Genomic DNA, 19772 nt, shown 5'->3' with positions numbered 1-19772 from the left:
CGGATTCGCGTTCACTACCCATTTGCTGGGAGCTGGTCGGCTCGGATAGCGGAAACAGAAAGATGCAGCCCATCACCATTAAACGGGCTGCGCCTTACTGCTGGGGTATGTTTGGTTTTGATAAGCAAGTTGAGCAAGTCAAAGAGAAGCTATCGCAAATACCCACTAACCGTTTACGCCGCATTGCTGCAAGGGAGTACGCCAAGCGCTTTAACTCAGACACAGCGAAAAACCCCGAGCGTTCAGCCAATATTTACCTGCGAAAAACCATCGAACGGGTGAGTGAAATTGTCGAGCGTTCGCCCCTGACCATTCGCGAGTTAAACAACAAAAAAGCCCGCAAAGATAAAGCCAAGCAACTGGCTACGATTTGCCAGCAAATGGGTATTGTTGAGTTTGATGCCGCCATGAGTGATGACCAGCTCGAGCAACTGGTATTTACCTGTTATATCGAGATGCACGACTTCACCATGGGGCAGGGTATCAAACCCCCTTACCAAGCAACCTTTAATGCCGCAAAGTCCAAGTTAACCGAGGACGGCTGGGAGCGTTGCAATACTCATTTGCTAGCAGACCGAATCGAGCGCGGTATTCGCCGCATGCAATGTGATAAATGGTGGCTGCGCAAGCTAGACCGTTTGCGTGATATTACGCTTGAGCATTTGAATATCACCATGGGGCAGGTCAAAAAAGGGATCTCCCCGTATGCCAGCAAAGATGCGGTGCAAGAGTTTCGCCACAGTAAAAAGTCACAGGCCGAATGGGTCGAGTCCATGCAATTGGAAAGCAAAGACGGCGATACCATTGATTTGGCTAAAGTGTTTGAGGGTTCAATTTCAAATCCTGAAATCCGCCGTATTGAAATGATTGTGCGTATTCGCGGGTATAAAGAATGGGCAGAAGAACACGGCATGACGAGCATGTTTTACACCATCACCGCGCCGTCTAAGTACCACGCCAATAGCCCGAAATACAATAACGCCTCGCCCCGCGAAACCCAAGAGTATTTGGTAAAGCAATGGGCAAAGGTACGCGCTGAATTATCCAAGGCCAAAATCAACGTTTTTGGGTTACGCATTGTTGAACCCCACGCCGATGCCACGCCGCACTGGCACATGGTGCTATTTATGAAGCCCAAGGCAGAGCCTACGGTGACAAACATCCTGCGCCGTTATGCCATGCAACACGATGGCGACGAAGAGGGCGCAGCAAAAAACCGCTTTGATGCCACGCCAGAAGATAAGAGCCAAGGCGATGCCGTGTCTTACATCATCAAATACATTTCCAAGAACATCAACGGCGCACACATGGGCGATATGCATGACGATGAAACAGGCCAGCCCATTGAACCTGAAAACGGTATTGTGATGAACGTGGCCGCATGGGCAAGCCGTTGGCGCATTCGCCAGTTTCAATTTATCGGTGGCGCACCCGTTGGCCTGTGGCGCGAGTTTCGCCGTGTGCCAAAAGAGTCGGTCGAAAAGCTTTCGGAACTGGCACAAGAGATATTCGAGGCTGCAGACAATAGCCGCTTTGCGGAATTTATTGAATTGCTCGGTGGCGCATTGGGTGAGCGCCCAGCCCCAGTGGATTTAGCCAAAGAAGACAACGGCACTAATCACTATGGCGAGGATAAAAAGCGCGTAGTCGGCATCGTTTCAGATGGGGTGACGTACGTAACCCGAGCCACGCAGTGGCTTTTAAAGAGGAGCGGCAGCGACTCACCTTGGAGCACTGGAAATAACTGTAATACCCCAGCCCATGATTGGCAGGTCGGGCACGGGGAGAAATTAAATCCCATCGTGTTAATCCCCCCAGAGCATCGAGAAGCGGTGATGCGGGGCGCAACTTATCAAGAAACAGACGAAATCAACCAAACCGTGACTCATTACTGGGTCAGCGGAGGACAGTTAATGCAGGAGTCAATGAGTTATGCAGCACATAGTTAGGTCAATCAAAGACAAAATCGACCAAGCAAAAAAGTTACCCGCTTTTAAAGCAGGTAGAAAAACCGAATTGGCAGAGGGGGCACTGGATGAAACCGTGGCTTTGCTCTCAGAAATGGTCAGTCGAATAGAAATGTTGGAGGCGACTTATGGCGAAATCGAGTAACGAAGAATTAGGCGTCATTGAGTGCGATGGCTGCGGCACGTTCGCCAGCATCCGCCGCCGCAAAAATGGCAAACAGCTGTTGTATTTGCACTGCACAAACTGCGGATTAGACCAGCGAAGCGGAGCGAATTTGCAAGCGAAATGGGCAAAAGCCATAAACCAGCAACCCCAGCAACCACAAGCGTTACAAAGCGAAATAAGCGAAATAAGCGAACCCAAAAACGTCACGGCGCATCATGTACCCGCGCCAGACGAATGGACACCGAAATTAGAGCAAAACAGCAGCGAACTAGGAGCACATGAACATGCAAAACCAAGCGAATCCATTACCGAGCGACATGCAGAAAACACCGATAGCGACAGCCATGGACGATTTAACCTTTGGGGCTGGCTCGCCATCGGCGCAATTGGAGTCGCCGCCATCGCCACAGGCGGAAGAATACAGCCATCTCGATAAGTTTACCGCCGACTCAACCAGCGAACCCCAAGCGGGCGAAGTGAGCGAAACGGAAGAAATGACCGACAGCGACATCAGTGCGCTGGCCGGATATGGCGTGTCGTCATTGGCCGACTTTATCGAGTCGAGCATTGAAGCCCCTGTGACCATTGATAACGACACTCGCGAAGTCATTACCGAAAAGGCCACGCCTGTGGTACGCAAGTATTGCAAAGGCGGGATGCCACCGTGGTTAGCTCGCTGGAAAGAAGAAATTGAGCTTGGGCTGGTGCTCGGTACGGCGGCGTTGTCGGTGTATAAGCAAATCAAGGCACATGAAAAGGCCAACACCGCGAGCGAAACGGAAGCGAAAAGCGAAGCAAAAGAGGAGGTGAATTTTGCCTATAAACCCCAATAACGCCCTAAAGGCACGGCACGTTTGTTATTTAGCTGGCACTGGCGGCGGTAAAACCACCGCCGTAAAGCTGCTTGATTTGGTGGGCGACCAATGCGCGATTTTCGATTTATACGGCGATTATAAATTTGATGGTCGCAAGAAAGGGCACTTTAATGGCCTTGGTGGTCGGGCGGTGCATCACTTCAGCACCCGAAAGCAATTCGCTCAAGCCTTTGTCGATGCGTGGCGCTCGGGTAAAAAGTTTGTGGTGGCCTACAGTCCAGAGTTTCCCAAGTCATTAAAAGGTGAACAGCTTAAAAAAGCCAAGCAAAACGAGCTTTACTGGTTTGGTCAACTGATGTGGGAAGCGGCGGACGGCAACCGAGAGTTGCACGTAGTGATTGAGGAACTGGCCAAGCTTAGCGACACCGCTGGCAAAGACGATTCCATCATTGGTGAACTGGCTACGGGTGGGCGAAAATTCGGTGTGATTTTGCACACGGTGTTTCAACGTTCGCAGGAAGTACCAAAAACTATTTGGAATAACTCACCCCGCAAAGTGCTGGGCGCACAAGAAGCCCAAGCAGATGCTAAGCGGGTGTCGGTTGAGCTCGATGCCGAGCTTAAAGACATTTACCAGCTGAGCAAACTGAACGCCCATTACGAAGATGAACGCCTTTATTATTTGATTAAATATAAGGGCGGCATTGGCAACATTGAGCCAAAAGTGATTTATCTGAAAACGGGCAAAGCCAAAAATCTCACCTTTGAGCAACTGCGAGCCGCATAAAAAACCACCCAAAAGAGCGAAATTTTCGCTCTTTTCGCTCTAGGGGGAGCGAAAACCGTTTGCCCCAAGAGCGAAACGCCTGATTTATTACTTAGCGATTATTTCAACCACACAGGTAAATCGCATGATGAATAAAACAGTTTTAACGTCCGTGGGTGTCGCGCTGGGCGTGCTTGCCGTACTCAGTAACGTTCGCGCACTTCGTTCAATCAAACGCACTATCGTGGGTTAAGGGGGCGCAATGTTAGAAGTTTCTCCGCTTAATAACCTAACGGGTGTAGCCGCTGGCGGCAGTGTCTCGTTAACGCTGCCTGTTGGGCGTACCTACGAAAAAATTCACCTGCAATACGCGGGTGTTACACCTGACCAAATCAAAAACCTAAAAGTGGAATTGCAAGGCCGTACTTTAACCGAATACGCTACGTTGCAAGACCTGCTTGACGAAAACGCTTACTTTAAGCGCGAGCAAGCGGCGGGCTATGCCACGCTGTATTTTGCCCGTCCTGAAATCCAAGGTGTGTTAAACCCGTCTTTGGTTGAGCAACGTTTCTTTGCCCTTGGCACCATGGGCTTGTCTATCGCACAAGTTAAGTTCGACATTGCCGCCGATGCGGCCGCGCCGGTGATTAAAGCATTCGCTGAAAAGTCATCACCAAGCGCCCCTGGTTGGTTATTCAAACGCCGTTCGTTCCGATACAACTTTGCCGTGGGTATCAATGAAATTGAAAACCTGCCGCGTCCACTGGGTGCAAAAATCGCGTTAATCGAGATTAAAAAGTCGGGTATCGACTCGGCTGAGTTCTTGGTTAATAACGTGAAATGGCGTGACCACATTCCTACCGCGCTTCATAAGCACCACCTTAAACAGCGTGGCCGTTCGCCGCGCGCCAACGTGCACGCCATCGACTTGTTCTTGTCTGGCGATGTGTTCAGTGCTTTGGCATTAGATAACACCATTAATGACATGCGCTTGCGTGTTGAAGCCACGGAAGCGGGCAGCGCTGAGGTGGTCGTTCACTACTTTGACGACTACGCCAAATCAACATTCTAAGGGGGTTGAGCTATGCAACCAGAGGGAGCGCCAACAATGGCGGCAACAAACAGCGGTGGTGGCTTTTGGGATGGCGCGAACTCATTTTTGGGTAACGCGCTAAAAATCTGGGGCGATTACGAGAAAGTCAAAGCGGTTAAATCGTCCAACGGTGTCACCCAAAAAGAGCACATGAATGCCGCCGAGCTGGATAACGGCGCGGCGGTGCTTGTGGATGCTCCGAAAACCCAAACGGCGCAGCCTAAAGAGCCTATGGTATTTGGTCTACCACAAAAGACCGTGCTGTATGGCTTTGGTGGGCTGTTGGTAGTGGCTTTAGCAATGAAGGCAATGAAATGAACAATCCAAAGAACTTGAAATACTTTGCGTACGGCGTGGCTATCTCGGTAGTGGGCGCAATCGTGGCCGATTACGTTCGTGATTGGCTGCGTGACAAGGAGCAAGCCTAATGTTTGGCGCAATGCTTGGTGCAACGGGCGCAGTGCCTAACCTGACAAATGGGGCGGGCAGTCCCATTAGTTCGGGGGCAACATCGGGCACGGGTGATCAAACCCAATCAATCGGCTTTACGGGCGGCAATATTAATTTCGGTGGCGGCACGAACAATCAATTATTGATTATTGGTGTGGTGGCCGTAGCTGCTTTGTATTTGTTGAAAAAATAGAGGGCGGTATGCGTATCGCGCACATAAGTGAAATTCATCATATTCAAACGGCGGCAGCGGAAGATTTTGAAACGATTAAAGCCGAAGTGGCGCAAGGTCTGGCTGCACTGGTTGAATGCGATGGGTGTTACTGCGTGCTACGCCATGACCGTGACGGGCTGTGTGTGGTGTGTGCCGAGGGTAAAAACTTACTGTCGATTGCGCCGAGCATTGTGGCGCTAGCACACCACATCAATGCCCCCTCGATTGTGTACCACACAAAACGCAAGGCGTTGAAACGTTTATTGTCGGCCTATTCATTTGTGTACGAGTCGACAGACGAGGACGGCTATGCAATTTATAGGATGGCTTTAAATGGGCAGTAAATCCAGAAGTAGGTCAAGCCAAACCACCAACAATACCAGCACGAGTATTGGGGTGCACGGTGATAATAATGGCTACATCACCAACGGCGATGGCAACACATACAACATCACTCAAACTGACCACGGTTTGGTGGATGCAATCCAATCCATTGGCGGCAACATGGCCGATGCCACGATTGCGGGGTTCGATACCGCCAGCGACATGACTCGTGACGGCTTTGATTTTGCCAGCAATATTAACCGCGACTCGCTCGACTTTGCGGGCAACACCTTGGCGGATTCATTCGGCTTTGGGGAAGAAGTCATTACCCAAGCGGGCGGGGCAATGACGGACGCCATGGTGTTTGGCGAACGGGCATTAACGCAAGTGGGTGACACTAGCCGTGATGCCATGGTGCTCAGTGAAAACGCCATGGGTATCACCAGCGACATTGCCACCGACAGCATTGACGCACAAAACGCCTTAACCCGTGACGCCATCACGGAAAACAGCGACCTAGCACGGGAAATGATGACGCTCTCGGCGGGCATAAATAGCGATGTGGTGGGCTTTGCAGGGGACACGCTCGACACCACAGTGAATGCACTGGGCGATGCCAACGCCCGCATTACCGATGTAGCCAGTGATTCAATGCACAACTCCGCACAACTGGCGGGCATGACCATTGATGCGACCGACAACGCCAACGCACGCATGACAGACGTGGCGGTGTATTCCATGGATAACGCATCCAATCTAGCAAAAGAACTAGGCGCACAGTTTGTGGAGGCAACCAGTGAATCGCAGCAGGAATTTAGCGACCAAACCATTTTGGCGCACAAGCAAGCGTTGCAATTTGCCGACCACGCGAGTCGTTCGGACGGTCAGCAACTCGCTATCAGCACCAACAAAACCATGATGTACGTCTTTTTAGGCTTAGGCGGCATGGGATTAGTTGTTTTAGCACTTTCTAGGAGGTAATTACTTTGATTTATCCAATTCATACAGGTGAATTTGGCTTTGTAGAAATTAACAGAGTCGGTCGTTACTTCCATGTACTAAAAGCAACCCAAGAGACCGTGGTCAAACTCATTAAAAATGGTAATGCTGTTCTAGAAACTCGAGTGTGGCAAGGCATGAGTTTGCATAATGTAGAGTATGACCGCATCGAAGTGGTTGCACCCAGTCAAGAAATCATTGTTTGGGTTGGCAATGTCCCGTTTGACTTTAAGGAAGTATCGAACAGGCCTCGCACTCTAAGAGGTGAAGAGAAAATTATTGGAAATGGCATTCAAACATTACTCGATGATGACCCGAGCCGAATCATTGCCCGTGTCGAAATGGATTCAGAGTTTTGGCTTGGGGGTGAAGACTTAAAGGTGATTAATGGTGTTGTACAAAATGGCCGTCGATATAAAGCAGGGCAAGAAATAAACATTGAAGTTTTTGGGCAAGTCAATTGTTGGATAACGGACGATGCCACAGCCCCGCTGATGACCACCCCTAAACGACTTGGGGAATATGAATGGTCTTATGGGGAGGAATTAACCCGCAGCAAACTGATGGCAGCAGGTATCCCCTATGTTGATGTGTATATACCAAGACGAATGGACGGTATTCCGTTCAGTATTGATGTGGAATTAGAAGCGGTAGCACCACCACCTAGGCCGTCATATAGCCCTCGGATATTTATTACGGAGGGCGAGCCAAACACGGAAAAACTCATTGAATATGGCTGGGTTAGTGGTGGTCATGCAATGGAGCAGGGAGATAAGAAAGTGTGGGAGGGTTCCAGCGAAAAACCGTTTTCGTGGGGGTATCACAGGGTGTTCTTAATCGACCATGACTCCGATGCAGTTACTGGTGCTGAGTCATGGCTTGCATTCAATCGACTATCGAGTGACAACGCCATATTTGCCATTGGCGGTACAGCTCAAATCACAACAGAGCACAATTGATGAAACTTGAAACACCACACATCATCACAGCATTAATCGTTTTAAGTATTGGGGTATACATGACGACTCAACAAACCGCGCGGGGTATCCGCAACAATAACCCGCTCAACATTGAAGCGGGTGAAAACTGGGTGGGGCTGGCTGGCACGGACGGGCGCTTTGCGATTTTTGAAACCGCCGAGCACGGCATTCGTGCCGCCGCCCGTATTCTGCGAACGTATGCGTTTAAATATGGCATTGCCAATATTGAGGGCATTATCAGCCGATGGGCGCCGCCAGTGGAAAACGACACGGCCAACTATATCGCGTTCGTGTCGAATAAAGTGGGCGTGGACAGCAAAAAGCCGCTCTCGCCAGAGGAATACCCCAAGGTGATTGAAGCCATGATAACTATGGAAAACGGCCAGCAGCCCTACACGCCAGAGCAAATACAACGGGGCTTTAAATGGGGGTTCTATGGGTAACTTTATCAGTAAAAACCTAAGTTTGTTGCTCACCATTGGCGGCTTGTACTACGTCTACAAATACATTGATAGCGGTTCAAAATCGTTTACCGAGCCACTGGGCAACTTGCTGGCTAAGCTGCAATTTAAGGCAAACGGCTCGCATGACATTGAACGTGAGTGGCCGGGCTTTTTCCTTGATAGGTCAAAGCTCGATTTTAGCTATAAGGTCAAGGATGAGCTGTGGCTCGAAGCCATCATTAAGCTGAACCCACAAAACCAAGCCCTTGTGGACACCATTTTTGATGCTGATATGCGTTTGCGCCCTGAGTACGAGGTATTGCTAAACGGCGAAGTATCACCCCAAACCATTGAAACCGTACAGGCGAGGTAATTATGAGCGACAGCGCATTACTGGGTATTTTAATTCAGGCAGGGGTGGGCATTGCCACCATTGCCACCATCAAAACCGATGTGAAATGGATTAAAGACACCTTTAAAGAAGAACTGAAATTAATCAAAGAGCGGCTAAACAAGCTGGAGGAAAGAAAATGCTAACATCAATCGGCAAATACCTACTAACCAAACTGGCCACCGAGGCATTCATTAAACGGGTGTGCCTAGCCACAGCTAAACACTTGGCAAGCAAGTCATCGAATAAGTTAGATGATGAGTTAGTTGCCGCGCTTGATGATGCCTTGGCGTAAAAAAGTTTTAACCTTGCTTGCTAATAAGTGAAACTTCCCTTGCTTTCCAGCTTTAGGAGGGCGAGGGATTACCGGAGAGAAAAAGCCTGCTTTCATAACTGCTATCGAATAAACACCAATTTCATCAAAAAAATTATAAATTTCATCGGAAGAAATATCGGGTTTAAATTCGTTGAACCCTTTGACTTTCCCTGAAAGTAACCCCGTTTTACTTACTTGAATTACTTTAAGCTTACTTTCCTTTGTTTCTTTAACATGCAAAACATACTTAGAATATGGTCCAATTACCTCATTATGATTCATGTGTCTTTGAGGGAGAATCGCATGCTTGTTACCTTTTACTTTTGTTTTAGGGCAGCGGTAGTAGCTTCTTGGAGTGGCTAAATATATAGTTGCGTTTCTAAGTGCTTCAGCTGTTATTTCTGAATATACTTCTGAATATGGCTCAATTTGGAATGTGTGAGTATCTAGAGCTTTTAATACGAATGGTTTGTTGTTGAAGTCACACAAAATGAAGCACTGTCCATTTGGAAGCTTTACATCAATTGAGCCAATTAAAACATTTGCATCTTGTTCGTTAGTGAGTGTCACCTGCTCTATACGAGGGCTGTAAAATGGGTCTACTCTTGTACTAAACAAAGCACTTATTTTTTGCCTATCTTTTTTTAGGCCTAACTTTACGGCAAGGTATGTAGCAAAAATATATATAAATGGCCTACCGTAAGTGTCAAATAACACAATTGACTCAGGGACGTTACCAAATAAAAAGTATAAAAACTTCGGAACTTCATCGATAATCATACCAACAAAAATCACCATAATTAGAATAAAAGCCGTAAATCCATCTCGCTTCATTTTATGTAATCCTATACTTTATCTTTGGTATGCAACTTGTGTGGAAATAGCTGAGTATACACTTGCCATAAAATATTTAAATTCCTATGCCCAGTAACTTGGGCAACTTCTTCAATCGTATAGCCCTTTTCAAAAAGCCGACTTGCCCCTTCGCGGCGTAAGTCGTGATAACGAAGATCTTCAATTCCTAACTCATTACGTACCCGCTGAAACCCTGATGAAACACTCTTGGGGTTATAGGGAAATATACGCTCATTTGTCTTGGGTTGGCGCTGAACAATATCAAATGAGCCACCTAGTAAAGGCACTATCATATGATTGCCGGCTTTTTTACGTGGGTCTTTTCTATCTCTGACCATAACGGTTTTATGCTCGGTATTGAGATCATCCCAAGTGATTTTGCATACCTCGCCAATACGCATACAAGTAAGCAAGCTAAAGTCTAAAATATCGAGGTAGGGAATGCGCTTAGTACCATTAGAGCGGTACGCCATGCGTTTTTCTAATCCCCCGCGGAGTCGCTCCAATTCATCACTTGTTGGGCGGCGGGTGCGTTTATGGCTAACACCAATTAGCCCCATATCCCTAAGCACTGGGATTGCATCATCAAATATTTGATAGTTCGCAGTGATGTTCCAAACAGATAAGGCTTTTTTCATCACACTACGTAAGTAAGCTACATCATGGTAAATAGTCGAAACACCAGCCCCTGCATCACGGCGGTTTTGGCAGTGTTCTATTAGGTCACTGGTTTTCAATTTGTTGCTATCTATTTTGGCAATATCACAATCCATAAGCATTTGGATCACATAGCGCTTGGTGCGGCCTGTTTTTTCCCATAAATCATGGTTTTCATAATACAGGTTTAACAGTTCCCCAAGGGGGACTGTTTTGTGCTTTATCAGTCCGCTGACTTCTATTTCTTCAACACGCCTTTTACCCCACGTTCTAGCGTGTTCGCTTTTGGTGAAAGTTTTAGACTCTCGGTGTATAATTTTGCCTTTAGACTTAACGAACACGACAGCGCGGTGCGAAACGCCACCATCCGCTTTAGGTCGTTTTTCAATGGAATAAGAAGCCATATTAAATCCCTAAGTTATTGATCTGTCCTACAGCTTTGTGGGGGACTATTGGGGAACTGTATAGCGAAATTCAACGAAGTTCAAGGCGTTCCAGAGCAATAGAGGTACTATGCAAAATTCAGTGAAATCAGGCTTTAAGCCAGTAAATATAAGCGATTCAGGCTTTCGCCGCTTTAGTGTAGCACCGATGCTGGATTGGACTGATCGACATTGCAGAACCTTTCACCGTAAGCTGACTAAACATGCGGTGCTTTATACTGAAATGATCACTACAGGTGCGATTATTTTTGGTAAAGGGGATTATTTGGCATTTGGTGCGCATGAGTTACCGGTGGCGTTGCAGTTGGGGGGCTCTGATCCTAAGGCGTTGGCAGAGTGCGCTAAGCGTGCTGAGCAATATGGCTACAGTGAGGTAAACCTAAATGTAGGTTGCCCGTCAGATCGCGTGCAAAATGGTCGCTTTGGGGCGTGTTTAATGGCTGAGCCTCAGCTCGTTGCTGATTGTGTGGCGGCGATGAAGGCAGAAGTGAATATTCCGGTAACGGTAAAAACGCGCATTGGTATTGATGAACAAGACTCTTATGAGTTTCTTACGGCGTTGATTGAAGCCTCGCAGGCGGTGGGCTGTGATGACTTTATCATTCATGCCCGTAAAGCATGGTTGCAAGGCTTAAGCCCGAAAGAAAACCGTGAGATCCCACCATTAGATTATCCTCGTGTTTATCAATTAAAGAAAGACTATCCAGATCTGCATATCAGTATTAATGGTGGTGTTAAAACTCTTGAGGAATGTCAGCATCATTTGGCTCACCTTGACGGCGTAATGGTTGGCCGTGAGGCTTATAGCAACCCGTTTATGTTGTCGCAGGTTGATGAGCTGCTATATGGCGAAGCTGCGTTTACGCAAACTCGCCATCAAGTCGTAAGAAGCATGTATGACTACTTTGAAAGTGAAATGTCGAATGGTGCAAACTTTTGGCATATTGCGCGTCACATGTTGGGTATTTTTCAAAATCAGCCCGGTGCGAGAGGTTTCCGTCGTCACTTATCAGAAAACGGTCACAAAAAAGAGGCTGGTATTGAAGTGATGGAAAAGGCGCTGTCTTTTGTACCTGAAGTGTAAAATATATTGCTCCAATCCTATGTGTGAAAAAGACGATTTTATCGTCTTTTTCACTATTTAATGTATCTCAATAAATCTATTTTTCTTTTCAAAAAACCTTAACTCAATGATTTAATTTTGTTTTTATTTTTGGCACGGCTCTTGGAATAGTCTAATTATATTATAAAAGGAGCCGAACAATGACCATCATCAACAGAATTGAAGACCTTATCAAAGCAGAACTTAACGCGTTACTAGACAAAGCGGAAGACCCACAAAAAATGGCAACTCAGTTAGTGCGTGATTTAGAAGAAGCGCTATCTGATTGTCGTGCAACGGCAGCTGAGCTTATTTGCCAACAAAAAGTAGCGCAGCGTCAAGCTGAGCAAGCAAACAAAGCTGCGACAACGTGGCAAAGCAAAGCCGAACATGCTCTTGAAAAAGGTCGTGAAGATCTTGCCCGCTCAGCCCTTGAGCAAAAGCAGCGAGAAACCGAAAAAGCACAAGAAGCACAGCAAAAAATTGATGATCTAACGCCTGCACTTGAAAAACTCAGCACAGATGCGGACAAGTTGCAAAGCAAAATTCAGCAATTAAAGGCAAAAGAAAAGGCCATGTTGCGCCGCTTGGAAGCTGGTAAGGCAAGGTTAACCATCAAACAAACGCTGAATAGTGACGATATGCACTCTGCAACGCGCAAGTTCGACGAGTTAGAACGCAAGGTGGCGCGCCTTGAAGCTGAAGTCGAATCCTATGACTTAGGGCAGCCTGATGTATGGCAGCGCTTTGAAGATGAGCAAAAGCAACAACAAATCGACGATGAATTAGCCCAACTGAAGCAAAAAATGGCGAGCTAGGCTCGCCTCCTACACCAACTGAGCAATCAAGCCGAAAGGGGATAAAGATGAAAAATAGATATCAATCAACACTGTCTCAAATGAATAGTTCAAAGAAAATTGGTGGCGTATGTGCGCAACTAGCACAACGTTTTGATATGCCAATTTGGTTAACGCGTTTACTAACGGTATTGCTGTTTTTTAAGTTTCCAATATTTGTAATGCTAGCGTATGGCGTCGCTTGGTTTGCAATGCCAAAAGCGCAATACGAAAACTAAGTAACGGCGACGAGGTAGGCACTATGAAAGTCGTGGCCGGTATATTATTAGCGCTGGTATTTTTATTGGCGCTATCTTGAGTGTCGCTGCCACTAATATGGTTAGACATCAGCGATCTGCAACTTGATATGGGATTTGACCTAGGTTGGTTTGGCTTTGAAATACTCACGTTGCTATTTGCAATTGTAGCGCTGGTGGTGCTAGGAGCACTCTTGAGCGCAGGTGTTTTAGGGTTGCTCCTTATTGTGTTCATTGGGCTAGTAATGACATTGCTATTTAATTCGCTGATAGTGCTATTTCCACTCATCTGTATTATTGCAATTGTGTGGTTAGTGGTAGACAAATCTGCTCAGGCAAAAGCTTGAGTAGTGGTTTTTGTTGGTGATAGGAGATAAAAAACACGCTAAATTGGGATCTGTGATATAGTTATTTGCAGTTATAAATCCAAGGAAAGCCAACATGAAATCAAGTGTAATCAAAACCTTAATTTTTGCTTTATCAACTTTTATCGGCTTTAACGCTTCAGCTCATCAAGGGCATGAGCATGGTGAACATCATCATGGTTCGGAGCAACTTTCTGTTCACAACGCAACCGTGCGTGCATTTTTACCGGCAGCACCTTCAACTGCAGGTTATCTCGTTATTGAAAATCCAACACAGCAAAATAAAGTGTTGGTTAAGGCTGCGCTCGAGGGTGTTAAGCGTGTTGAAATTCACGAGCATGTACATAAAGAAGACATGATGAAAATGCAACGCGTTGACGAGCTTGTTATTCCAGCGGGGAAATCAGTGACATTTCAGCCTGGTGGTTATCACTTAATGGTGTTTGAACCAATAGAAACATTAAAAGTCGGTGAGCAGCGTAAGCTTACGCTATATTTTGCTGATGGCGATAGGATCTTCACAATGGCTGAAGTCGTCGCACTTGCAGATATGTTTGGTGGCAAAGAAAAATCAAACGCAGGACATCACTCTCATCACTAAAAACAGTGAGGTATTAAATGGGAAATCATACGGGAAAAATCATCTCTGGCATTATCGCTGTCATACTTCTGGGTTATGTTATAGCCGTATATTGGAGTGTGGAACCAGAACAGTTTGACGTCGTCGCAGTTGCAAAAGCGGATGCGCAGAAAAATGGCAATACATTGGTCACTGGATATGTAACGACACATACCTTGATTAAAGTGACGGATACATTGCTGAATAAGCCGGGCGGTTATTTGTCGAATGACATGATGCCACCAAGCGTAATGATGGATAACATGCCTGCTTGGGAGTACGGTGTGCTTGAGATGACACGAGATCTTACGCTTTCGATGCGTAAAGATTTTAGTCGTTCACAATCTCAATCGACAGAGCACCCGAGTTTAAAGCTAGCTCAGCCACAGTTTAATATCAGTTCAACAGCGTGGATGTGGCCAAGTGCTGAGGGTGAGTATCAAAAAGGTAATGATTTACTACGTCAGTATTTGACTCAAATTTCTGATAATAGTAACCGCGATAGCCAGTTTTATGCGCGTGCTGATAACTTGAGAGCTTGGTTAAAAGAGGCCGAAAAGCGCATGGGCAGCTTAAGCCAAAGATTAAGTGCGAGCGTAGGGCAAGACAGATTAAATACCGATTTAGCTGGGGATTCGGCAGCTGATCAAGCAACCATGACGCCAAGCCATAATATGGTGAAAACCTCTTGGTGGCAGATTGACGATGTATTTTATGAAGCCAGAGGCGCCACATGGGCGTTACTGCACTATATGAAAGCGGTAGAGCATGACTTTAGACCTGTGCTTGAAAAGAAAAATGCACTTGTCAGCCTACAGCAGATCATCAGAGAGTTAGAGGCGACTCAAGAGACGGTGTGGAGCCCTATGGTATTAAACGGCAGTGGCTTTGGCTTGGTGGCGAACCATTCTCTGGTTATGGCAAATTATATTTCGCGAGCCAATGCGGCTCTCATCGAACTTAGTGAACTTTTAGCGCAAGGATAACATCATGAAAAAACACTTTTTAGCAGCGGCATTATCTCTCGCTTGCTTAGCACCTGCTGCACACGCAGACACGGTACTCGGGCTTTATGTCGGTGCAGAAGGGTGGGATACCGAAACCGAAGGTAGCTTTGCTGAAAAAGGCAATATGCAAACCTTTAACTTTGACGATGAAACTTTTACGAGTTTCTATGCTGCACTTGAGCACCCAGTACCGCTGGTACCAAATATCAAGTTACGCTATACCGAGCTTGAGCTAAATGGTCAAACGACGTTAACAGAGTCTTTTGACTTTGGCGGCCAAGTTTATACGGTAGGTACTGATGCGACAACAAACGCAGATCTAAACCACATCGACTACACATTGTATTACGAAGTGCTAGACAATGACTTGTTGACGTTAGACTTTGGTGTGAACTTTAAGCAGTTTGACGGTTCTATCATGGTAACTGGTACTGCAAATGGTCAAACACGCACAGAAGAAGTTGAATTCTCAGGCTTTGTTCCTCTCGGTTATTTGCGCGGTGAAGTGGGTTTACCACTTACAGGGCTAAGTGTTTTTGCCGAAGGCAGCATGCTTGCAATTGATGACAGCAAAATCCAAGATTATCAAATTGGCATCGCTTATGAGTTTATCGACAATATGGCTGTTGATGTTGCGGTAAAAGTGGGTTACCGCTCTATGGTACTTGAGCTAGATGATATCGATGATATCTACACAGATCTGGATGTCTCTGGTCCATTTGCAGGGATCCAACTACACTTCTAAGATAGTGTAGTTTACTCCTTTAGCGGCTTGGTACGAGTGATCGACCAAGCTGTTTTTGTTTGGTAAATAGAATAGTTTCTTTATCTCTCTTCCCACTCGAGAGAAAACTCGCTTTCAAAGGCCTTTTCTACAAGTTGTTTGTATTGTTTATTTATCGGGCTTTGAAGTAATTTTTTTAGCTCGTCTCCGGTTTGCGTCAGCTTGTAATAGCTTAGCACCAAGTCATTGGATTTGGCCGTTAAGGTCATTTTTTTACGTAAATACACCAGCTGCATTGACTGTCCTTTTTGTAGTGAAGCGGACTCAATTTCTTGCCGGTAAAGGATATTAATGTCCATCAGCGTAAGTATATTCGGGAAGTTCAGCCCTGCTTGGCTTAAATTGATGGATTCAGTGCTGCCTTTACGTAGCAAATCAAAAATAGACGGCTTTTTATAGTAGCCATGAAGAATAAGGTAGCTGTCTTCTCTTTCTAAGTAGCCGCACAGCGGAGCGCATCTTTGTAACGCAGTTGCTTCACGTTGGGTCATCATCTTTAGGGTTTGCAGACTTTTAATTGAAAAAGTGCCAGGCGTAATGCTTTCACCTACTAATATCTTTGCCCACAATTTTTGCATGGAGTGATTGGCAATGTCTTCTGCAAGGGTGATGAAGTGCTCCAACCAATCGGGGTCTGGGCGACCTCGGGCGGTAACCTCGGGGCACAATGTAAGCGCCATGCCCATAATGGCCTCAAGATTTTGCTGGCGCTGGATTTTGATTAGTTGTTGGCGCTTGAGGGCGCGTTTTAGTGTGCCATGTTGAGTTCGCACCGTGTATTGGTTGTCTTTATTCTTATCAGACTGATAACGGTCATTTTGAGTGACAAGTGGTGTGATCCGTTTCACCATAGGGTAGCCGAGCTTTTCTTCAATCGAAAGCGCTAAGGCTGATTTTACTTGTGCATTTTTGACTGCCATATCAAGCTCGTAGTTTATATCGTGTGTGCATATGATTTACCGCGGAGTTAGTGAGTTGCTGTAAATACTGCTGCATAAAAAGTGCGATGAAACTGCCAATAAAGGGCGTATTGGCTCTTCCTTCAATTGTGATGGTCAGTTGTTTATCGGCTTGAATGGTAAATAAATTAAGGCTAATTTTGGCTAAATGTTCATCGTCTAAATGTAATGACAGCTCTAAACTCTGTTCGTCGATTTTGGTGATGGTTATTTCTGCTTCTCCCCAAGGATGCACTAACACTGCTGAGGCTCCTACTCGCTGTCTTTTTGGCAGTATGCGAAAGTGGATGTCTTCAGTTGTTTGCCAATTAAATAATGTCGGCCAATGGGATAACACTAATGGGGAAAGTGTTGTGTTATTTGCAGAAATATCGGTGCTTTTTACCACTTTATAATGGTGTGGCATCGCTAAACCAGCAATCACGATAACAAGTGCTAAAATCATCAGCATTCTAATAGGAGTAGATAAACGTTTGATACAGAATCCTCTTTGGTAAAAAGTATGCTAAATCATCTCTTTTGTTCTATGCTCGACTATAATATTTCATGTATGTTAATCAAACAGAACTGTAATAGTAAAAATGTACCATATTTTGTAAGATGGTAAACACTGGAGTGAATCAGTGCCTATAATTAAAGAGTAGTGCGGATTTAAAGGGTAAAACATGGCACCTGAGCAAGAAGATTATTTGTTTGCAGAGCACGAAGAAGTTACTCAAGAAGAAGAAACGACAAGTGCTTTTTGGGATGTCTTAGTCGTTGATGATGATCCAGAGATCCATTCTGTTACTAAACTTGCGCTGTCTAATTTAGAGTTTTGGGGTAAAAAGCTCAGGTTTTTTCACGCCTATTCTGGCAAAGAAGCCATTGAGATTTTAAAAGAACAAAATAATATCAGCATCCTATTACTTGATGTGGTGATGGAAACCGACGACGCAGGTCTTAATGTCGTTCGTCGAGTGCGCGAAGAAATAAAAAATATGGCAGTACGTATTATTATGCGCACAGGACAACCGGGTTATGCACCGGAAGAAAAGGTCATTCGTGAGTTCGACATTAACGATTATAAAATGAAGACAGAGCTTACCCGCAGCAAACTGGTTACCTCGTTGCTTACCGCTATCCGTTCTTATCAACAAATTTGTGAGCTCGAAGCGCAAAGCCACGCACTAGAGCAGATCCTTTCAGCTTCTCGTGCCATACTCGGACATACCGATATGGGCTCCTTTGCAGCGGCAGTTGTCGCTCAATTGGCAAATATTTTAGATGCGTCAGGCGAAGGCTTAGTGAGTGGCTACCTAGATGATGATATGCATTTAAGGGTGTTTGGCGGTAGTGAGCAGTACCGTGAATTTTTTGGTCATGGTATAGAGCAGCTTGATAATGGTCGTGTCATCATGCAAGTACAAAACTGTATTGATACCGAATCCCACCAATCTACCGCGCATGACATTACCTTCTTACTTGAAAGCAAAAACAAAAAGGCTGCCATTTATTTAGAGCTAGAGGGCGAGCCGTCGGAAGCGCAATTGAAGTTTGCTGAAATATTTCTGACTAACGTTGGTGTTGGTCTTGATAATATCAAGCTATTCAATGAGTTGCGCGAGGTTGCTTACAAGGATAATCTAACCAAACTGCCTAATCGCGCTAACTTTATTGAGAAAATAGAGTCTTACTTTAACCAGCAGCAATCTCTCGTTTTTATTCTTGTTGATATTGCCCAATTTTCTGACATCAATAACGGTTTAGGCCAAGAAGTTGGAAACTTGTTGTTATTAGGGGTTGCCGAGCGAATTAGTATTGAGTTTCCAGAGGCCCAGTTAATTTCACGTATTGGTGCAGATGTGTTTGGCTTTTTAATGCCTGAGTCGCAGTTTGATGAAGAGTCTTTTATTGATAACTTGTGTGTTCCTTACCATGTCGGGGAGCATTTGTTGACCATGCACTTTCATATTGGAGTGTGTCGTCAAGAAGACTTCCAACCGCAGGGTATAGAAACCTTAAAACTCGCGTATATTGCACTTAACCAAGCAAAGCAGTCGAGTATTCCACTAGATTGGTATACCCCAGACTTAGAAGAAAAAATGGCTTGGAAGCTGGGATTAATAAGACAACTCAGGCAAGATTTTGAGATGAAAAAACTAGAGGTCTGGTATCAGCCTCAGTTTTCCATTGTTGATCGCAAGGTGATTGGCTGTGAGGCTTTATTACGTTGGCCTTCTGGAAATGGGAATTACATTTCCCCTGCGATTTTTGTTCCGCTTGCGGAAAATGCAGGGCTTATTGTCGAAATTGGCCAATGGGTATTAGAACAAGCCTGTCAGTTGCAGGCAACTTTGCAGCAACAGGGATTCGGTGAGCTTAGCATTGCTGTTAACGTCTCTGTGCCGCAGTTTAAGGTGCCAAACTATGCACAGCAGGTTAAGGACACTATCTCGTCATTTGATGTAGAGCCTAAACATATAGAGCTCGAAGTGACAGAAAGTGTAGTCATGGATGAGGTAAACTCAGTGATCAATACACTTCAAGAACTCCAGGAATTTGGTGTTGAGGTGGCCATTGATGACTTTGGTACTGGATTTTCTTCTTTGAGCTATTTGCAAAAGCTACCTTTAGCACGGCTTAAAATCGACCGTGCCTTTGTCAAAGATATCCCTCATGATGACAGCGGTGCAATTGCCGATCTTGTCATTTCTTTAGGTCAGCATCTCGGCCTAAAAACAATTGCGGAAGGCGTTGAGACAGAAGAGCAAATGACGGTGTTACAAAAGCTCGGCTGTGATGAAGTACAGGGTTTTTTACTCGCAAAGCCTATGCCTGAAAAGGAGTTACTTGAGTTTTTAGATAATCAGAACAGTGTATAGTAGTGACCTAAGACAAGTATATTACTTGTCTTATATGTTGATGAAGCAACCTTTAAAAAGTGCAGTGATGATCTGTTATGAGGGTCGCTTTTGGAAAGTT

27 protein-coding genes are annotated in these 19772 nt (G+C 45.6%); 23 read left to right on the top strand and 4 right to left on the bottom strand.

The features are described from left to right. Window positions 1–62 precede the first annotated feature (62 nt). From MHN32_RS00825 to MHN32_RS00755, 15 genes are all read left to right on the top strand, one after another. Window positions 63–1949, top strand: coding sequence for a replication endonuclease (locus MHN32_RS00825; RefSeq protein WP_239420656.1), 1887 nt, complete (start codon window positions 63–65; stop codon window positions 1947–1949). Next, the gene (locus tag MHN32_RS00820) at window positions 1933–2112 is read left to right on the top strand and encodes a hypothetical protein (protein WP_239420655.1); all 180 of its coding nucleotides are present in this window, start codon (window positions 1933–1935) and stop codon (window positions 2110–2112) included. Before MHN32_RS00825 ends, MHN32_RS00820 begins: the two co-directional genes overlap by 17 nt. Continuing rightward, the gene (locus MHN32_RS00815; protein ID WP_239420654.1) at window positions 2096–2569 is read left to right on the top strand and encodes a hypothetical protein; all 474 of its coding nucleotides are present in this window, start codon (window positions 2096–2098) and stop codon (window positions 2567–2569) included. Before MHN32_RS00820 ends, MHN32_RS00815 begins: the two co-directional genes overlap by 17 nt. Continuing rightward, on the top strand, window positions 2478–2966 hold the full coding sequence (locus MHN32_RS00810) for a hypothetical protein (protein ID WP_239420653.1): 489 nt from the start codon (window positions 2478–2480) through the stop codon (window positions 2964–2966). Before MHN32_RS00815 ends, MHN32_RS00810 begins: the two co-directional genes overlap by 92 nt. Beyond that, window positions 2947–3735, top strand: a complete 789-nt coding sequence (locus MHN32_RS00805) for an ATP-binding protein (RefSeq protein ID WP_239420652.1) — start codon at window positions 2947–2949, stop codon at window positions 3733–3735. Before MHN32_RS00810 ends, MHN32_RS00805 begins: the two co-directional genes overlap by 20 nt. A 241-nt stretch (window positions 3736–3976) precedes the next feature. Beyond that, window positions 3977–4786, top strand: coding sequence for a major capsid protein P2 (locus MHN32_RS00800; protein ID WP_239420651.1), 810 nt, complete (start codon window positions 3977–3979; stop codon window positions 4784–4786). A 12-nt stretch (window positions 4787–4798) separates the two neighbouring features. Next, window positions 4799–5125 (top strand): hypothetical protein, encoded by a 327-nt coding sequence (locus MHN32_RS00795; RefSeq protein ID WP_239420650.1) that lies wholly within the window; start codon window positions 4799–4801, stop codon window positions 5123–5125. 109 nt (window positions 5126–5234) lie between these two features. Further along, a complete protein-coding gene (locus tag MHN32_RS00790; protein ID WP_239420649.1) occupies window positions 5235–5450 on the top strand; it encodes a hypothetical protein in 216 nt (71 codons plus the stop codon). Window positions 5451–5458: 8 nt separating this feature from the next. Further along, complete coding sequence (locus MHN32_RS00785) at window positions 5459–5815, top strand: hypothetical protein (RefSeq protein ID WP_239420648.1); 357 nt, start codon at window positions 5459–5461, stop codon at window positions 5813–5815. Then, entirely contained in the window at window positions 5805–6776 is a 972-nt protein-coding gene (locus MHN32_RS00780; RefSeq protein WP_239420647.1) for a hypothetical protein, read from the top strand. Before MHN32_RS00785 ends, MHN32_RS00780 begins: the two co-directional genes overlap by 11 nt. Before the next feature lie 5 nt (window positions 6777–6781). After that, window positions 6782–7753: a hypothetical protein gene (locus tag MHN32_RS00775; protein ID WP_239420646.1), complete on the top strand. Its 972-nt coding sequence runs from the start codon at window positions 6782–6784 to the stop codon at window positions 7751–7753. Further along, window positions 7753–8217, top strand: a complete 465-nt coding sequence (locus MHN32_RS00770) for a virion protein (RefSeq protein ID WP_239420645.1) — start codon at window positions 7753–7755, stop codon at window positions 8215–8217. The genes MHN32_RS00775 and MHN32_RS00770 overlap by 1 nt, the downstream gene beginning before the upstream one ends. Further along, complete coding sequence (locus MHN32_RS00765; RefSeq protein WP_239420644.1) at window positions 8210–8590, top strand: hypothetical protein; 381 nt, start codon at window positions 8210–8212, stop codon at window positions 8588–8590. Before MHN32_RS00770 ends, MHN32_RS00765 begins: the two co-directional genes overlap by 8 nt. Before the next feature lie 2 nt (window positions 8591–8592). Beyond that, window positions 8593–8754, top strand: coding sequence for a hypothetical protein (locus MHN32_RS00760; protein WP_239420643.1), 162 nt, complete (start codon window positions 8593–8595; stop codon window positions 8752–8754). Beyond that, a complete protein-coding gene (locus tag MHN32_RS00755; protein WP_239420642.1) occupies window positions 8748–8903 on the top strand; it encodes a hypothetical protein in 156 nt (51 codons plus the stop codon). The genes MHN32_RS00760 and MHN32_RS00755 overlap by 7 nt, the downstream gene beginning before the upstream one ends. Here MHN32_RS00755 and MHN32_RS00750 read toward each other — a convergent pair. Then, window positions 8871–9758 carry a hypothetical protein gene (locus tag MHN32_RS00750; RefSeq protein WP_239420641.1) on the bottom strand — a complete coding sequence of 296 codons (888 nt, stop codon included), beginning with the start codon at window positions 9756–9758 and terminating at the stop codon, window positions 8871–8873. The genes MHN32_RS00755 and MHN32_RS00750 overlap by 33 nt on opposite strands. Window positions 9759–9769: 11 nt before the next feature. After that, the gene (locus MHN32_RS00745; RefSeq protein WP_239420640.1) at window positions 9770–10840 is read right to left on the bottom strand and encodes a site-specific integrase; all 1071 of its coding nucleotides are present in this window, start codon (window positions 10838–10840) and stop codon (window positions 9770–9772) included. Window positions 10841–10949: 109 nt separating this feature from the next. Between MHN32_RS00745 and dusA the strand changes: the two genes are divergently transcribed. The 7 genes from dusA (at window position 10950) to MHN32_RS00710 (ending at window position 15810) form a co-directional block, all read left to right on the top strand. Then, window positions 10950–11963, top strand: a complete 1014-nt coding sequence (gene dusA / locus MHN32_RS00740; RefSeq protein WP_239420639.1) for a tRNA dihydrouridine(20/20a) synthase DusA — start codon at window positions 10950–10952, stop codon at window positions 11961–11963. A 179-nt stretch (window positions 11964–12142) separates the two neighbouring features. Further along, window positions 12143–12799, top strand: a complete 657-nt coding sequence (locus MHN32_RS00735; protein ID WP_174170489.1) for a PspA/IM30 family protein — start codon at window positions 12143–12145, stop codon at window positions 12797–12799. Window positions 12800–12846: 47 nt separating this feature from the next. Next, window positions 12847–13056, top strand: a complete 210-nt coding sequence (locus MHN32_RS00730) for a PspC domain-containing protein (protein ID WP_010605902.1) — start codon at window positions 12847–12849, stop codon at window positions 13054–13056. Between the two features lie 80 nt (window positions 13057–13136). After that, window positions 13137–13421: a hypothetical protein gene (locus tag MHN32_RS00725; protein WP_239420638.1), complete on the top strand. Its 285-nt coding sequence runs from the start codon at window positions 13137–13139 to the stop codon at window positions 13419–13421. Between the two features lie 94 nt (window positions 13422–13515). After that, window positions 13516–14040, top strand: coding sequence for a copper chaperone PCu(A)C (locus tag MHN32_RS00720; protein WP_010605900.1), 525 nt, complete (start codon window positions 13516–13518; stop codon window positions 14038–14040). Between the two features lie 17 nt (window positions 14041–14057). Beyond that, complete coding sequence (locus MHN32_RS00715; RefSeq protein ID WP_010605899.1) at window positions 14058–15044, top strand: DUF2333 family protein; 987 nt, start codon at window positions 14058–14060, stop codon at window positions 15042–15044. A 4-nt stretch (window positions 15045–15048) separates the two neighbouring features. Continuing rightward, window positions 15049–15810 (top strand): TIGR04219 family outer membrane beta-barrel protein, encoded by a 762-nt coding sequence (locus tag MHN32_RS00710; RefSeq protein WP_010376724.1) that lies wholly within the window; start codon window positions 15049–15051, stop codon window positions 15808–15810. 80 nt (window positions 15811–15890) lie between these two features. Here the strand turns inward: MHN32_RS00710 and MHN32_RS00705 are convergent, their stop codons facing one another. Then, window positions 15891–16769 (bottom strand): TIGR03899 family protein, encoded by an 879-nt coding sequence (locus MHN32_RS00705; protein ID WP_174170488.1) that lies wholly within the window; start codon window positions 16767–16769, stop codon window positions 15891–15893. Window position 16770: 1 nt separating this feature from the next. Next, entirely contained in the window at window positions 16771–17253 is a 483-nt protein-coding gene (locus MHN32_RS00700) for a hypothetical protein (protein ID WP_010605898.1), read from the bottom strand. Window positions 17254–17473: 220 nt separating this feature from the next. Here MHN32_RS00700 and MHN32_RS00695 point away from each other — a divergent pair, with 220 nt between their 5' ends. Further along, on the top strand, window positions 17474–19672 hold the full coding sequence (locus MHN32_RS00695) for an EAL domain-containing protein (protein ID WP_239420637.1): 2199 nt from the start codon (window positions 17474–17476) through the stop codon (window positions 19670–19672). Window positions 19673–19772 lie beyond the last annotated feature (100 nt).

Origin of the sequence: Pseudoalteromonas sp. Of11M-6 (assembly GCF_022347905.1) — a bacterium.
Taxonomy (GTDB): domain Bacteria; phylum Pseudomonadota; class Gammaproteobacteria; order Enterobacterales; family Alteromonadaceae; genus Pseudoalteromonas.
This window is presented reverse-complemented; position numbering and strand designations above follow the sequence as displayed.